The organism is Streptomyces sp. NPDC026575 (assembly GCF_055567415.1).
In genome coordinates, this window is sequence record NZ_JBVHQM010000038.1 from 15,539 (window position 1) to 30,690 (window position 15,152).

General features: G+C 68.2%; 14 protein-coding genes and 2 pseudogenes. 8 read left to right on the forward strand and 8 right to left on the reverse strand.

Annotated elements, in window-relative coordinates:
- Nucleotides 1–18: 18 nt before the first annotated feature.
- Both ACZ4NB_RS34895 and dnaE read right to left on the reverse strand, forming a co-directional pair.
- Nucleotides 19–378, reverse strand: a complete 360-nt coding sequence (locus ACZ4NB_RS34895; protein WP_467667060.1) for a DUF6300 family protein — start codon at nt 376–378, stop codon at nt 19–21.
- Complete coding sequence (gene dnaE / locus ACZ4NB_RS34900) at nt 375–4,016, reverse strand: DNA polymerase III subunit alpha (RefSeq protein ID WP_467667061.1); 3,642 nt, start codon at nt 4,014–4,016, stop codon at nt 375–377. Before dnaE ends, ACZ4NB_RS34895 begins: the two co-directional genes overlap by 4 nt.
- Before the next feature lie 840 nt (nt 4,017–4,856).
- Between dnaE and ACZ4NB_RS34905 the strand changes: the two genes are divergently transcribed.
- Nucleotides 4,857–5,894 (forward strand): PP2C family protein-serine/threonine phosphatase, encoded by a 1,038-nt coding sequence (locus ACZ4NB_RS34905; protein WP_467667062.1) that lies wholly within the window; start codon nt 4,857–4,859, stop codon nt 5,892–5,894.
- A gap of 20 nt (nt 5,895–5,914) precedes the next feature.
- On the opposite strand, the gene ACZ4NB_RS34910 is transcribed toward ACZ4NB_RS34905, so the two are convergent.
- Complete coding sequence (locus ACZ4NB_RS34910; RefSeq protein ID WP_467667063.1) at nt 5,915–6,079, reverse strand: hypothetical protein; 165 nt, start codon at nt 6,077–6,079, stop codon at nt 5,915–5,917.
- A 360-nt stretch (nt 6,080–6,439) separates the two neighbouring features.
- On the opposite strand from ACZ4NB_RS34910, the gene ACZ4NB_RS34915 reads away from it, so the two are divergent.
- The 5 genes and pseudogenes from ACZ4NB_RS34915 to ACZ4NB_RS34935 all read left to right on the forward strand — a co-directional run bounded on the left by ACZ4NB_RS34915 (nt 6,440) and on the right by ACZ4NB_RS34935 (nt 9,229).
- Nucleotides 6,440–7,180: a DUF6333 family protein gene (locus ACZ4NB_RS34915; protein WP_467667064.1), complete on the forward strand. Its 741-nt coding sequence runs from the start codon at nt 6,440–6,442 to the stop codon at nt 7,178–7,180.
- A 101-nt stretch (nt 7,181–7,281) separates the two neighbouring features.
- A complete protein-coding gene (locus tag ACZ4NB_RS34920; protein ID WP_467667065.1) occupies nt 7,282–7,779 on the forward strand; it encodes a GNAT family N-acetyltransferase in 498 nt (165 codons plus the stop codon).
- Between the two features lie 195 nt (nt 7,780–7,974).
- Nucleotides 7,975–8,283: pseudogene (locus tag ACZ4NB_RS34925) on the forward strand (DUF6924 domain-containing protein); the annotation flags it as partial.
- A gap of 56 nt (nt 8,284–8,339) precedes the next feature.
- Complete coding sequence (locus ACZ4NB_RS34930; protein ID WP_467667109.1) at nt 8,340–8,519, forward strand: hypothetical protein; 180 nt, start codon at nt 8,340–8,342, stop codon at nt 8,517–8,519.
- A gap of 263 nt (nt 8,520–8,782) precedes the next feature.
- Nucleotides 8,783–9,229, forward strand: a complete 447-nt coding sequence (locus tag ACZ4NB_RS34935) for a TIGR03618 family F420-dependent PPOX class oxidoreductase (protein ID WP_467667066.1) — start codon at nt 8,783–8,785, stop codon at nt 9,227–9,229.
- 261 nt (nt 9,230–9,490) lie between these two features.
- Here ACZ4NB_RS34935 and ACZ4NB_RS34940 read toward each other — a convergent pair whose 3' ends face one another.
- Nucleotides 9,491–10,210, reverse strand: a complete 720-nt coding sequence (locus tag ACZ4NB_RS34940) for a leucine-rich repeat domain-containing protein (RefSeq protein ID WP_467667067.1) — start codon at nt 10,208–10,210, stop codon at nt 9,491–9,493.
- A gap of 346 nt (nt 10,211–10,556) precedes the next feature.
- The gene (locus ACZ4NB_RS34945) at nt 10,557–11,207 is read right to left on the reverse strand and encodes a recombinase family protein (protein ID WP_467667068.1); all 651 of its coding nucleotides are present in this window, start codon (nt 11,205–11,207) and stop codon (nt 10,557–10,559) included.
- A gap of 259 nt (nt 11,208–11,466) precedes the next feature.
- Between ACZ4NB_RS34945 and ACZ4NB_RS34950 the strand changes: the two genes are divergently transcribed.
- Nucleotides 11,467–12,192 carry a dienelactone hydrolase family protein gene (locus ACZ4NB_RS34950; RefSeq protein WP_467667069.1) on the forward strand — a complete coding sequence of 242 codons (726 nt, stop codon included), beginning with the start codon at nt 11,467–11,469 and terminating at the stop codon, nt 12,190–12,192.
- A gap of 33 nt (nt 12,193–12,225) precedes the next feature.
- Here the strand turns inward: ACZ4NB_RS34950 and ACZ4NB_RS34955 are convergent.
- The 3 genes and pseudogenes from ACZ4NB_RS34955 to ACZ4NB_RS34965 all read right to left on the reverse strand — a co-directional run.
- A pseudogene (locus tag ACZ4NB_RS34955) lies at nt 12,226–12,402 on the reverse strand (DUF4158 domain-containing protein); the annotation flags it as partial.
- Nucleotides 12,403–13,471: 1,069 nt separating this feature from the next.
- A complete protein-coding gene (locus ACZ4NB_RS34960) occupies nt 13,472–13,984 on the reverse strand; it encodes a hypothetical protein (RefSeq protein ID WP_467667070.1) in 513 nt (170 codons plus the stop codon).
- A 154-nt stretch (nt 13,985–14,138) separates the two neighbouring features.
- Nucleotides 14,139–14,612, reverse strand: a complete 474-nt coding sequence (locus tag ACZ4NB_RS34965) for a MarR family winged helix-turn-helix transcriptional regulator (protein WP_467667071.1) — start codon at nt 14,610–14,612, stop codon at nt 14,139–14,141.
- 101 nt (nt 14,613–14,713) lie between these two features.
- On the opposite strand from ACZ4NB_RS34965, the gene ACZ4NB_RS34970 reads away from it, so the two are divergent.
- Complete coding sequence (locus ACZ4NB_RS34970) at nt 14,714–15,010, forward strand: hypothetical protein (protein ID WP_467667072.1); 297 nt, start codon at nt 14,714–14,716, stop codon at nt 15,008–15,010.
- Nucleotides 15,011–15,152 lie beyond the last annotated feature (142 nt).

Here is a 15,152-nt window from a genome sequence, read left to right on the forward strand (position 1 = left end):
CACCGGCCGGCAACGTCGTCACAGCTCACCGAGGTGCCAGCGTCGCTCCTCCTCCGCCAACGCCTTCGCATCGGGTGCGCGGCGACGGGCGTTGTCGATCCAGGCGACAGCCAGCCGGAGGAACGTCTCGACGTCTGCCGGGTGCACCGCTCCCTGTGCGTCGATCAGCGCCGACAACTCTGTGACCGTCCCCTCGCCGTCGTCGCACGTGGCGCACAGGACCGCCTCCTTGAACCCGCGGACCGGCTGCCCCGTGTGCCCGTGCCAGGTGTGGGGGAAGCGGGCGGACATCAGGCCCGCTCTTCCGCAGTGCGGGCAGTCCGGGGTGTCGTCGGTCTCCTGCCGTGCGGTGGTCGCGGCCGGTCGGTCGGCGGTCATGTCGTACCCGCCCAGGCATCGGGGCCGAACGCGCCCTTGATGTCGGAGGCGAGGGTCGCGGCGTTCACCAGTCTGCCGAGCGCGTACACCGTCGTCGTCTGGGGAGACCTGACCCGCAGGTGCACCGGCGAGTCGCCGGGATGGGCGCCCAGGATGCGTTTCAGCTCCGCGACGGCGGAGGTGTTGACGCGGTGGACCGGCATATGGAGCTGCACGGGTGGCCGGCCCCCGCCCTCGACGGAGGACACGTCGAGGACCTCCAGTTCCCGTCCGTGGAGGTTCAGGGTGCCGTCGCGCTCCTCGATGCGGCCCCTGACGGCGATGACGTTGTCCTCCACGAGCGCGTGCTGGAGGAGTTGGTAGCTCGCCGGGAAGAACAGGACCTCGATCGAGCCGTCGCGGTCGGCGAGATGGGCGATGGCCCAGGGGTTGCCCTGTTTGGTCATCTTGCGCTGCACACCGGCGATCAGCCCGGACAGCTTGATCTCCCCCGTGGTGCGGCCGGAGCCGAGCAGCTCGGCGATGGAGGCGTCGCGGTGGGCGGCGAGGAGGTGTTCCGCGCCGTCGAGCGGATGGGCGGAGACGTACAGGCCGAGCATCTCGCGCTCGGTCGCCAGCAGCTGCCGACGTGGCCACTCCGTGTCGCTGATCGTGAAGTCGAGGCCGAAGGCGGGGGTGTCGGACTCCAGGCCGCCCAGGTCGGCGAACAGGTCGTCCTGGCCGTAGGCGGCTGCCTTCTTGACCGGGATGACCGAGTCGATGGCGTCCTCGTGGATCGCGGCGAGGCCCTTGCGGGTGTGGCCGAGCGAGTCGAAGGCGCCGGCTTTGATCAGGGAGTCGACCGCCCTTTTGTTGAGCGCGGCGATCTCCGCCTTGTCCAGGAAGTCGGCGAAGGAGGTGAAGGCGCCGTGCTGCTTGCGGGCCTGGACGATGGCGTCGATAACGTTGTCACCGACGTTGCGCACGGAGCGCAGGCCGAAGCGGACGTCGTCGCCGATGGCCGTGAACTCCGCGGCCGATGCGTTCACGTCCGGTGGCAGAACGCGTACGCCGTTCTTGCGGGCGTCGGCGAGGTAGACGGCGGCCTTGTCCTTGTCGTCGCCGACGGAGGTCAGCAGTGCCGCCATGTACTCGGCCGGGTAGTTCGCCTTGAGGTAGGCGGTCCAGTAGGCGACCAGGCCGTAGCCGGCGGTGTGGGACTTGTTGAACGCATAGCCGGAGAACGGGAGCATGACGTCCCAGAGCGCCTTGATGGACTGCTCGGAGTAGTGGTTGGCGGTCATGCCGTCGTGGAACTTCTCCCACTCCGCGGCCAGTACCTCCGGCTTCTTCTTGCCCATGGCGCGGCGCAGCATGTCCGCGCCGCCCAGGGTGTAGCCCGCCAGCCGGCGGGCGATGGCCATGATCTGCTCCTGGAAGATGAGCAGGTGGTGGGTGGAGCCGAGGATCGGGTCCAGGGCTTCCTTCAGCTCCGGGTGGATCGGCGAGGGTTCCTGCCTGCCGTTCTGGCGCAGGGCGTAGTTGGTGTGGGCGTTGGCGGCCATCGGGCCGGGCCGGTAGAGGGCCAGGGCCGCGGCGATGTCCTCGAACCGGGTCGGCGCCATCTGCTTGAGGAGGGCGCGCATCCCGCCGCCGTCGAGCTGGAAGACCCCGAAGGTGTTGCCCTCGGCCAGCAGCCGGAAGGTCGCAGCGTCGTCCAGGGGGATGACGAGAGTCGAGGCGTCGCCGTCTTGCGGGTCTACGGTGGCGAGGTGCACCCCGCGGTTGTCGCGGATGTTGGCGATGGCCTGGTCGATGACGCCCAGGTTCCGCAGTCCCAGGAAGTCCATCTTGATCAGCCCCATGTCTTCGCAACTGGGGTAGTCGAACCCGGTGATCTTCACGCCGTCCTTGGCGCGCATGTGCAGCGGGATGCGGTCGGTCAACCGGGTCTTGGACAGGATGACCGCCGCGGCGTGCACGCCGGTGCCCCGGGTCAGGCCCTCCACCCCGCGGGCGGTGTCGATCACCCTGCGGACGTCGGGCTCGCCTTCGTACATCTGGCGGATCTCGCCGCACTCGCCATAGCGCGGATGGGTGGAGTCGAAGATCCCGTCGAGTGGGATGGACTTGCCGTTCTGGTCCGGTGGGAGGGCCTTGGTGATGCGCTCGCCGTGCGCGAAGGGGTAACCGAGGATGCGGGAGCTGTCCTTGATGGCGTTCTTGGCCTTGATCTTGCCGAAGGTGTTCACCATGGCGGTGAACTCGTCGCCGTATTTGTCGGTGACGTAGCGGACCATCTGGTCGCGCTGGCGGTCGTCGAAGTCCAGGTCGACGTCCGGAGGGTTGATGCGCTCGGGGTTGAGGAAGCGCTCGAACAGCAGGCCGTGCTCAAGCGGGCAGAGCTCGGTGATGCGGGTGGCGTAGGCGACGATCGAGCCGGTGGCCGAGCCGCGGCCCGGCCCGACGGAGATCTTGTTGTCCCGGGCGTAGCGGCAGATGTCGGCCACGACGAGGAAGTAGGAGCTGAAGCCCATCGGGCCGATGACGGCCATCTCGGTCTCGAACCGGTCCAGGACGTGCTGCGGGAGGGGGGCGCCGTAGCGCGCGGTCAGGCCCTGGAGCACTTCCTTGCGCAGCCACGACTCCTGGGTCTCCCCCTCGGGAACGTCCGGGTACCGGGGCATCTCGTCGACGTAGTCGAACACCTCGTCGTAGGGCTCGACGCGTTCGGCGATCAGCAGGGTGTTGTCGCATGCCTCGGGCAGCTCGGCAAACAGGCGACGCATCTCGTCGGCGGTCTTGAGGTAGTAGGCGGTGCCGTTGAAGCGGAAGCGGTTCGGGGCGTCCTTGTTCTTGCCGACCCCGATGCACAGGAGATTGTCGTGGGCGTCGGCCTGGTCCTCGGTGACGTAGTGCGCGTCATTGGTGGCCAGCAGCGGGAGGTTCAGCTCGGCGGCCAGGCGCAGCAGGCCCTCGCGCACGTCCCGCTCGATGGGCAGGTCGTGGTCCATCAGCTCCAGGAAGTAGTTCTCCTTGCCGAAGATGTCCTGGTAGGCGGCTGCGGCTTCCTTGGCCTGGTCGAACTGGTTCAGGCGTAGACGGGTTTGGATCTCGCCGGAGGGGCAGCCGGTGGTGGCGATGATGCCGTCCGGCCGTTCGGCGATCAGCTCGCGGTCCATGCGCGGTTTGCCGGCCGGGAACTGTCCCTCGTAGCTGGCCTGTGTGCTCAGCCAGAAGAGGTTCCGCAGGCCCTGGACGCTCTGGGCCCACATGGTCATGTGGGTGAAGCGACCGCCTCCCGAGACGTCCTTGGACCCCTCCCCGTCATCCGAGACGGCCCTCTGGCCCCCCGGTCCCCAGAACTCCCGCTTTCGGCTGCGCCGGGAGGACGGGGCCACGTACGCCTCGATGCCGATGATCGGCTTCACAGCGGCGTACTCCTTCGCCACCTGCTGGAACTCATACGCACCGAAGAGGTTGCCGTGATCGCTCATGGCGATGGCCGGCATTCCCTGCCGATCGACCTCGGCGAACATCGGCTTGAGCCGCTGCGCGCCATCCAGCATCGAATACTCAGTGTGATTGTGCAGGTGGACGAAGCGTTTGCCGGACACCAGGCAGTCACCTCCGGAACGGGTCAGGGAAGCCGTCACCATATCCCCGCGGCCGCTCTCGAACCGCCGTTCACACGGGCGTCAAGAAAATCAACTCGCCTGCACAGCGCCCACCTTGAGGTATCACGCAAAGTTCACGACGCCACGGCGCGGCGCCCGGCGAGCGCCGTCGGAGACCAGTCAAGACCAGCCCGTGACGAGTAAGGGGCCATAAGAGGCCACTACGCTCAGTGAGCACGGCATGGAGGTAGGCGGGGACGCGAAGGGGCATGGCGCCCCCCGTCGCGGCACGGCACCCCGCGACGGCCGGCCAAGACCTGCGACGACTGGCCAAGACCTGCCCCGGCTCGCCGGCAGCGGGGCCCGGAGCCTTGGCCATCAGCGGGTGACATCGACGCATCGACACATCGACACCGGCACTGGTGCCCATCACCCGGTCGGCGGGCACCCGGATCGTTACCCGGAGGCGTGCGCGGCCACCCTCACACCAGGTCTGCAGAACGCGGCGGCTGCGCACATCCAGACAAGGCGAGTCGTTCACTCGTTCGACTCCGGTCCGGGTGACTCCCCTACCTGGCCGAACCTTGACGACCACCGAGCCTGCGCCCCCTACCCCTATGGCACCCGTCAAGCCGCGCGAGCGGGCGGAGCCGGGGGCGGGAAGCCGGGACGGGAGGGGGAGGCGGTGCGCGCGAGCCCGCAATACCGACCGCCATTCGCCAGACCCCAGAGGCATTGGCGCGGCGACAGGCGAGCGGGACGGGCGGCCGACTGCGACCCGTCAAGACGCTATGTCCTGATTGCGTAGATATTCTGTGGAGTGTGATCGAGTCTGGACGGCCGCGGCTCCCTCGTCGCCACGACCGAGGGAAGCTTGTGCGGATGTCGCCGGTGATCTTGACCGTCGTCATCGCCAGCCTGGCCTACGCCACTCCCCCGGACATGGCCTTCAGCCGCCTCCTGCCGGCGGCGCCGGCCCTCGCGGCCGCCATGTGGCCGGTGCTCCCCACCATCCTGCTGGGCACGGTCTGCCTCTTTCTGATGATCGGCCTCAGCATCGTCTTCCCCGGTCTGGGGACGTGGTGGACGGCCGCGGGGATCATCGCGGTGACCGTGGCGGCCGCGTACGGAAGTCATGTCCGGCTCCAGCGGGAGAGGACCCTCTTTCAGGTGCGGCTCGTCGCCGACGCCGCGCAGCAGGTGGTGCTCAGTCCGATGCCGCGCCGCTTGGGGAGCGTGGAGATCGAGTCGCTGTACCTTGCGGCCGCGGCGGAGGCCCGGATCGGCGGGGACTTCTACGAGGTGGTCGATACGCGATACGGGGTCAGGCTGCTCATCGGTGATGTGCGGGGCAAGGGCCTGCCGGCGGTGGGGGCGGCCGCAGCGATCGTCAATTCCTTCCGCGAGGCCGCCTTCAGCGAAGCCGACATGGTCGAGGTCGCCCGCCGCCTCGATGCCAGCAGCACCCGCTACAACGCCGCCTATCCCCCCGAGGGGCCCATGGAGCGCTTCGCCACCGGCCTCCTCGTCCAGATCCCGCACGGAGGCAGGCGTATGGAGATCCTCAACTGCGGACACCCCCCGCCGCTGCTCCTGAACCGCCGGGGAGTGCGTGCCCTCGAACCCACCGCGCCCTCGCCGCTGCTCAACCTCGCAGACCTGATCGGCGACGACTACACCGTCGACACCTACGATTTCACCCCCGGCGACCTCCTGCTCCTCTACACCGACGGGATCGCCGAGGCCCGCACCCACAACGGCCAGTTCTTCCCTCTGGCGGCCTGGATGCGACAGCAACCCGCGACGACTCCCCACGAGCTGCTCACGGCCCTGCACCGCGACCTCCTCCACCACAGCAAAGGACGCCTCGACGACGACATCGCCGCCCTCGCCGTACGCCTGCGCACATCGCCGCAGTAGTAGTCGGGTGCCAGCGCCACCTACCTGGCCGCCGCCAACTCTGCGCAGGTGTCGCGGGCGTAGGCGTTCACTCCGTAGAGCTCGGAGCAGACCACCACCGCGCCCCGCACCTCACCCGCCGGGCGGTGCACATACGCCTCGATGCCGCTCGCTTCACCGAGCATCTCCCACTGACCAGTCACCATGCTCCCGTTCCTCCATGACTCAATGCCCGCCGAATCGTAGGCTCAGGAAACGGTCGGCAACTCGGAGATGCGCACACAAGTAGCGCCAATGCGGATTCACTTGGGAAGTCTCTGCCCTTGCTCCCGACTCCCGGCTCTCCTGGCTCCTGGCTCCTGGCGCCCGACTCTCCTGGCTTCCGACTCCCGGCACTGCTAGCTCCTGGCTCCTGGCTCCCGGCGCCCCCGCGAGATCCAGCACCTTGGCCTGCCTACCCGATAGTTCCCTTCCCGCCCGACTCGCCCCGGAGGAACAATCATGTGACGCAACGTCAACTGACGCTGCTCACAACGATGTCAGTGGTCGCCGCTACGGTTCCTGTCATGAGCGACCTCTCTTTCTGGACGTGCCCGCCCGAGACGGCCGTCCGCAGTTCGAACTCCGATGAATACTTCATCACCCTCCTGGACCCGCCGCGCCCCGAGAGCACCGCCGAGTTGCCGCCTCACGACCACGTGCGGGCACGCGCGTTCGCTGAGGCATTCCCTACGGTCGACGCGGTGCTGGAAGAGCTTCCTCCCCTGCCTGCGTCCGAGGCTCTGTGCGCGGACACGCTCTCGGACCTGGAACTGATCACGGTTGGCTGCTGGGGCGCCGTGACCCGCATATCCGATCCGGCCCTTGCCACTTACGACGCCGGCATGACCCCGGTCCTGCATCAGGTCACGACGCTCCACGAGCGCCACCCCAGCGCCCTGATCGTGGGCTCCGCCGCGCCCGACTTCGGTGAGACACACACGGAGAACGTGATCTGCCTGCCCGACGGTCCGACGCTCTTTGCTTCCGGGTTCCCCGCCTACCCATCCCCGTGGGACGTCGACGGGGACCCCCGAAGCATCCTGAACGCTCTTGGCATCGATCTGGCGGATCTGACCGATGAGGACCGCGAGTACCTCAACTTGGACGCAGAACCCCACCTCACCAACTGGGGGCTGCTGGGAGGACTGGTCCTTGAACACTGTGGCCGCAGGTTGCGAACAGATCTTGAGATGTCTGTCTTCCGCGTTCGCCACACCGAGGACTACGCCTCGATGATGGAGGAGATGTGGATGTGGACGCGTTAGGGGTCTCCGCTGGGTCGGTCACTTGGTCCCCAAGGAGGCTGCCCTGTGCAGCCCGCGCCGCCTGGATCACCCCGCGCCGACCGGATGTAGCCTCGGCCCTTATGAGCTGGCTACCTGACGACTTCGTCCACCCTGTGCACGTGCCCGTGCCCGACACCATGCTTCACCTGCGACCGATCCGGGAGGCGGACACCGCGCTCGACTACCCCGCCGTGATGGGCTCCCGAGAGCGCTTGTGGGAGATCTTCGGCCCGGCCTGGGCTTGGCCCAAGGAGACGATGACCTATGAAGAGGACCGCATCGACCTGCTGCGGCACGAGAAGGAGATAGCCGCGCACCAGTCGTTCAACTACGCACTGTTGGACAAGGAGGAGACGGCGCTCCTCGGCTGCGTCTACATCGACCCGCCCGAGCGCACCGGCGCCGATGGAGAGATCTCCTGGTGGGTGGTGGACGACCTCGTCGGCGGCGAGGCGGAGCACGCGCTCGACGCGCTGGTGCCGCAGTGGATCGCCACCGACTGGCCCTTCCAGCAGCCCCGCTATCTGGGCCGCGACATCACCTGGCAGGACTGGCTCGCGCTGCCGCGCTCCTCATGACACGTCCGAGGTAGCGCCTGGACCCGCCGTTCAAGATCGCCTGATCGTCGTGCGAACTGCGTTGCCCTTCTCGTAGCTGCGCGGGGCCTGTGACGGTGGCGCGGCCCATCCGCATCCAGAATCCTCGTACTGTCAGTGCCCGGCACTAGCGTCCACGACATGAATCACGACCGACGGCCGATACGCCTGCCCCGCATGGACGCCGCTCCCGTGCTCCGGACCGACTTCACCGACCCCGCCGGCTGGGCTCGCCTGCTGCGGGCCCTGGAGATGCCCGTCACCTTCGAGGAGGGCTCGCAGGACGTCTGCGACTACGACCGGGCCATCGCGTATGTCACCCCGATCGACAAGGAGAAGTACCGGGGCCTGCTGTCCGATACGGTGCTCGCCGCCGCCCCGGACAGCGGCCACGACCTGCCGTACGACCACCTCTATCTGGCCGACGCGGAGACCTTCGCCTGCGACGATCTGCCGCTGCTCGGCATCGACATCCATGTGGACGACGCGGGCTATGAGCCCTGGCCGCGTGAGAAGCCGTTCCGTGTTCCGGCTCTACACGCGTGGCCACCATCGAAATCAACGACAGCATCGCCAACTTGTTCTTCCGCGAATTCCACGACTCCGACTGGTCGGATTCCGAGGTGCATGTGGCGGGGCCGGGGACGGCTGTGTACGAGGAGTTCCGCAAGATGGATCAAGAGGACATGGAGCAGCAGGACGAAAACAAGGACGTCGACTGACGGCGTGTCAGTCAGTCCCTATCAAGACGACCTTCACATCCGTACCTCCTTCCCGAGAAGGTAGCGGGGAGAACAAGGCCCAACCGCCCAGCTGCTACTCGTCGTGCGGTGCTGCTGGAAGAGGCCCATGCGCGTGGCGAGTTGTTCGCGGTGAGGGCGGCGGACGCGCCACCGGCGCAGAGCCGGGGCTCCGTGAAGGTCTTGGTCCAGCATGCCTGGTTCCCCCGAAACACGCTGGTGATCATGGTTGGTAGCCTGCCGGGATGACTGCGACCTTCGACGAAGCCGTCCGTGCCCGTCTGCAAGCCCCCAACATCTGGTACGTCGGCACCGTGTTCGCCGATGGGGCGCCACAGGTCAGCCCGATGTGGGTCGATCTGGAGGGAGAGGGGGAGCTGACGTTCAACACCTCGGTGGGCCGGGTGAAGGAGGAGAACCTGCGCCTCGACCCCCGCGTCTATCTCTCGCACGCGGACACCACCGATCCCTTCGACCGAGTGCAGATCAGTGGCGAGGTGGCCCGCTTCATCGAGGGCGAAGAGGCGCACGACCGAATGGACCGGCTCGCCCAGAAGTACCTGGGCAGCGACCGCTTCGAGTGGCTCATGCCGGGGGAGCAACGGGTCGCGGTGATCGTGCGCCCGATCAAGGTCCGGCACATCGTCGGGGTGGAGCGCTTCCGGCCCGGCGGCCCCTGCCCCGCCCCCTGATCCTCGTCGCTGTGATCGGGGAGCAGGAGTCGGCAGCAGGCTCCGGCTACCCGACCACAGACGACCCGGCAGGCGTGGGAGCCTGAGCCTGGGTCAGACGATGACCACCTTCAGGACCGACACCCAGGTCAAGATCGCGCAAGCCACCGGTGCCTGTCGGACGGCGTCGGGTGTCCGCCGTCGATACGGCCTCTGGCCGGCCCTCGCGGACACCGGACCGGGGGTCTTGCCGATAGAGCGGTGCTCTTGGCTATCAGTGATTCACAGCAGGACGACACACCCGCGCTCTTCCAGCTCGGTCAGCACGTGAGGGGAAGGCACGCAGGTGTTCCAGCGCAGATCGAGCTTCTCCAACGCAGGCATCCGTGCGACCCAATCCGGCAGCGCAACGATGCGGTTGCTGCGCAGGTCGAGCTGACGAAGCCGTGGAAGATCGGCCAGGACCTCCGGCAGCTCGGTGAGTGCGTTCTCCCGCAGTTCCAGGTGCCGCAGTTCACCCAGATCAGCCATCGAGGATGGCAGATTGGTGAGCTTGTTCCCTCGCAACCAGAGTTCGCGCAACCTGTGCAGATGACCGAGGCCGTCAGGCAACCTGGTCAGCCGATTGTGCTGAGCTCGAAGCTCGATCAGCCCCGTCATCCGGCCGATGGTTTCGGGCAGGGCGGTGAGCGGGTTTTCGCCGACGTTGAGGTAGCGCAGCCGCGTCAGGCTTCCCAGCGTGTCCGGGAGCCGGGACAGGTTGTTGTCGTGCAGGTAGAGGAAGCCGCTGAGTTCCGTCAGGTCGCCCAGAGTGTCGGGCAGCGAGGTGAGCTTGTTGTGGCCAAGGTCCAAGGTGATGAGCCGGTGCAGTTCGCCGACCTTGGGTGAGAGAGCCGTGAGCCCGTTGTCCGCCAGGATCAGCACCTGGAGCTCGGTTCGCTGCCAGACCGACTCGGGCACTTCCCCGAGTCCGTGGCGCCAGAAGTTGAGTGTGGGCTGCACGGGTTGTCCCCTCCGTCGGCGGTTCGACTCCAGATTCTCGTGTGGATCTTGAGCCCGTGCAGCTGTTTTAGGACGGGCCCAGCCTGGGAGCGGCCGACGCTCAAGGAATGCGGTGACATGGTCGGGGTGATCCAGTTCGGATGGTCTGGCCACCAATAAGGCTGTACGCGGCTACCGATGAGCATGCCGTCAGACGGCACGAGATCCGCACCTCGGAAGGCAGCCGGGTCGATCGAACACCGGCGATTCTGCCGAGCGGAGGGGGGCGAGAACCCGGCCCGAGAAGTCGAGCGTGGATTCGCGATGCCGGACGGCGGCATGATTCCTCACCGAGGACGACTCGCCATCAGCGCAAGGAGGCGGTCTCCTCGACGGCGGTGTGGTCAGGCAGGAGATCGGCGACGGCCGTGCGGATCGCGCCGCGGCTGACGCCGAGGTCGCCGGCGAGAGCGGCGATGGAGCGGCCCTGCAGGTACGCGGCCGCGGCGTCGTCGGTCTTCGTGGCTGCCACGGCGGGGCGGCGCCCGCCCTTGCTGCCCTTGGCCTCGGCGGCGCGCAGTCCGTCGTAGGTCAGCTCGCGCTGGAGGTCGCGTTGGAGTTCGTCGGCGGCGGCGAGGGTCTGCACCATGAACTTCACGGTGGACAGCAACTCTCCGGTGCGCGGGTGGCGGACGGTGAGGTCCATCGCGGAAAAGGCGCCGTCGTGGATGCGCAGGGCGAGATGGTCGCGGTGGAGGACGTCGAGCACGTCGAGGATGTGGCCGGTGCCGCGGACGAGGCGGAACATCTCGGAGAGGTGCACGGTGTCGCCCGGCCGCGCGTAGGTGAGCAGTTCGCGGAACTTCGGGCGCTGGAGTGGGTGGAGGCGGCTGGAGGTGGTGCCGCCGTCCTCCTCAAAGACGACCGGGTCCTCGATCCCGGCCTCGTCCAGGACGAGGTTCTGCCGGGCGGTGGACTGCTGGTCGGTCGAGACCTGCTTGTAGACCAGGTTCGCCATTGAAGGGTCCCTTCCGTACGAAGGACCGGACCCCATCTGTCGTTAGACCCTGTCAGCAATCGCCATCGGATCTGATGGGATGCGAGCCGCCGCGAACCCCCGGATTGCACGGGTTCCTTGGACGCGTCGGCCGCCTGTCGTCAAACGATGGCGAGCTCAGGCGGTCGACGCGTCCGGGTGATGCAGTCGGGACAGACTGCTGTCTGCCATCGGTGAACACCACCCCGAGCGGGCGCAACGGTCATTACCGTTCAGTCGCATGACGACGATCACAACCCGTACGGTCGAATACCCGGCCGACAACCTGACGATGATCGGATACCTCGCGCTCCCGGCCGGTGCCGAGCGCCGGCCCGCAGTCCTGATCGGACCCGAGGGGATGGGGCTCAGCGATGTCGAGCGCCGCCGAGCCGAGGCTCTGGCCGAGCTGGGGTACGTGGCGCTGGCCTTCGACCTCCACGGCGGACGCTATTTGGAAGACCCAGAAGACATGTTGGCCCGTTGCATGCCGCTGCTCGCCGACCCCGACCGGATGCGAGGGATCGGCCATGCCGCGCTCGACGTGTTGCGTGCCGAACCACGGGCCGACCTCGACCGGACCGCCGCCATCGGCTACGGCACCGGGGGCGCAGTCGCACTGGAACTCGGTCGCGATGGCGTCGACCTGCGCGCGATTGGGACGGTCAACGCACTGACCACGGGCCGACCGGGCGAGGCGGCACGCATTCGCTGCCCGGTATGGGTCGGGGTCGGGTCGGAAGACCCGATCATGCCGCCCGCGCAACGGGACGCGTTCACCGCAGAGATGCAGGCCGCGGGCGTCGACTGGCGCCTCGTGGTCTACGGAGGAGCCCTTCACGCCTTCCACCACCCGCCGGTCGACCACACCGCGCCTCCCGGCGTCGGCTACCACCCACGGCACGCACAGCGAGCCTGGCGTGACATCGTCGCCCTGCTCGCCGAGTGCCTGCCCGTCACGGATTGATCCGATCGGCTCCTGATACTCACTCCTGCCCGCCGTCGTCGTCTGGAGCGCGAAGCCGAGCTGGTGGTGCGTCGAGCGTCGCAGCGCGATCAGATCGCGGTCGACGTCGTCCAGGAAGAAGAACCGCTCCGGCTCAGGACGGGTCGGCTCCTCGGCGAACTTCCCGTACGCCGCCCCGGCCTGCTGATCTGTCAGAAACTCCACCGGCACGAGCGGACCATAGTCAGCCCCGGCACCCGCCCGGCGATCTTTCCGCGAACCCCAGCGGAGCCCCGACCGGTGCGCTGGCCGACCATGATCGTTCCCAGCGCCAACCGCTGTACCGATGTTCCCCGAGGCCGGAATCCTGGTTGTCCAGGCGGCGGTTAGTACAGGGCGAGCAGCCGTCCGACGAGCGGGTACGCGGCCGCGCGGAGGGTGCGCCGTGCGTGCGAGTCACCGGGCGCAGCCGATGCCGGGACTGCCCTAGCACCACGAGTTGCAGGCTTGGCAACCGCCGGCAGTCACGCGGATCTTGCACCGCCTGGACGAGGAACACGCTGCCGCGGCCTCCTACCAGCAGCTTCGATGCGCGGCGTTGGAACAGTCGCTTGCTGAGGAGAGCCGCTCGCGCACACACTGATCCCATGGCCAGGGCGACGAGGGAACTACTGCCGGGGAGCGGACTCGTTCTGACCGTACCCGAAGGCCGACCAGGCCCGCACCCGCTGCACTTCGAGCGGGTGCAGGGCAGCCGTTGCCGTACTGGTCGCGCTAGGGGGCCGCATCTGGCGCCGAGCCGTAGACAATCAAGGCCGTCTGTGTCCCCTGCCTCAAGGGATGAGGCAACCGCTGTGCACGCTGTCATCGTCTGGTGGGACCTGGCCGCTTCCGGTCAGACCATCGAGTCCCTGCGCACCTACCTGCGTGAGGAGTCCGCAGATGAGCTGGCCGCCCCGCTCGTTTCACCCCGCCCGGCGCGGTTTTGGACCGACGACAAAAACCCGCCAACTATGACTGACTCCACCATCAGGCCGGAGAATGGATGAAGTCCGGCCCCCCAGCCCCCCTCTCTAGCCCCCATCCCTCGGGGGACCGGGACTTGTGAGCGTCGGCCGGGCGGCGCGCGGCCGGTACTGCCCCGGTCTCCCGCGGCGTCCTCCATGCCTCCGCCGCCCGGCCTGTCGTTTCGAGGTCTACGTCACCGAAGCCGCCGCCACCCCGGACGGCCCTTGGAGCTGACAGACGCGGACGGTGGCCCGGCATGGCGCCTTTCCGTCCCGGCAGTACACCTTCAGGTTCATGAGCCGCCGAACTCCTTGCGCCACGAGTCGAAGTCGATCTCCTCGGACCCGAACTCCTCCAGCCAGTCGATGAACCGGGCTCCGTGCGCCCTGCCGCCCGACCTCAGGAGCTCATCGGTTTCCGCGTCGGTGGGAGCGGTCAGGCCGAACGTCTCCTTCAGCCAGGCCAGGTACGCCGTGTGCCCCGGTGAGTGCTCCTCGTCGGGGTCCGCCTCGCGCTCCTTCCCCCAAGGGGTGAACCACTCGTCGTCGATCGCGAGCAGCCGGAACAGGTTCCGCAGGCCGTCGATGATGTCGAGATCGCCTTCGTCGCCGAAGCGGATGAGGGGAAGCGTGGCGAGGTCGGCGCGGTCGTCGCAGTGCCACAGGGCGTAGAACGACCCCGAGCCGGTGGCCTGGGCGAACGGGCTGAGCCGGTCGAGGTGGCCTCTGACCTCCTCGGCCGCCCTGACCTTCCTGGCTGCCCTGGCCGCCCTGCGCGTGCACGGGGCGACGTGCCGTGGGTGCACCCCGCGCCGAGATGGCGCAGCGCACGATCTCGGCGGCCGGCACTGGTCGGGGCAGCCGGAGGCGGCCCGGCAGCCGGTCTCGCCCACGCCCCGGTACCGCCCATGCCCCGGTACCCCCGCGGTCCGACACCGCCCAGGCAGCCCGTGGCCCGTTTCAGCGCGAACGGTCCGCCTCGCCCTGAGCGAGCGACTCCGTCAGACGCTCCAGGCGCATGGCGAAGGAGGCGGCCTCACCCGGCGGCCATGTCGCCATCTCCTCGGCCAGGAAGGATTCCATCGCCCCTCGCAAGGCCGTGACCGCCCGCTCGCCCGCAACGGTGAGGTCCAGCCTGGTGGCACGGGCGTCAGCAGGGTCGGGGCGACGGGCGATCAGCCCGGCCTCCTGCAACCTGGTCGCATAGCGGGTGGTGACGGTGCGGTCCATCCCGATCGCCTCGGCGAGCTTGGTGGCGGTGACGGGCCCCATGCGAGCGAGCCCGGACAACACCGGGTAGGTCGTGGCGTCCACGCCCTCCACCCCGGAGGTCAACCGGCCGTAGAGCCCGGCACGAGTGGCCCGCAGGGTCAGCGCCCCGATGGCGGCGGCCACGCGGGCGGCGGACGTGCTGTCACCTGTCGTTTCACTCACACCTCGATGATACGTGCAAAAAGCACGGAGTCCTGCTACCTTCGGATGCGTGCAGAAAGCACGTACATCTAGCACGCAACACGACCATGCAAAGGACAGTCATGTCGCATTCGTCATCGCACCAGCACCAGCACCAGCCCGCCGTACGCCCCGAAGACGTCCTGCCCGAAGGCGTCGACTCGACCGCGATCAACGGGCAGACCGTCCGCAAGGGTTCGGTGGCTGCATTCGTCGCCAACGCCCTACGGCTGGACGACCTCGCCGAGGGCACTCCCGAGCACGCAGCCGTCGTCACGCAGATGCGGGAACTCGCTCCCGCCCTGCGCACCATCGGCCTCCTCGACGTCTTCCGGCCCCGCTCCCCCGCAGTGGAGCGGATCCTCGCCGAGGCCGCGTAGCGCGGCGCAGGCAGCCGGCGGCCGGCGGCCGTCCAGCGCCCGGGAAGCGGACAGCACGAACCGCGGCGGTCAGCTCCCGTGGTCTCGCTGTGGGGCAGCTCCCCCTCCCCCTCGTGCAGGACGTCCCTGCCACTTGGGAGCT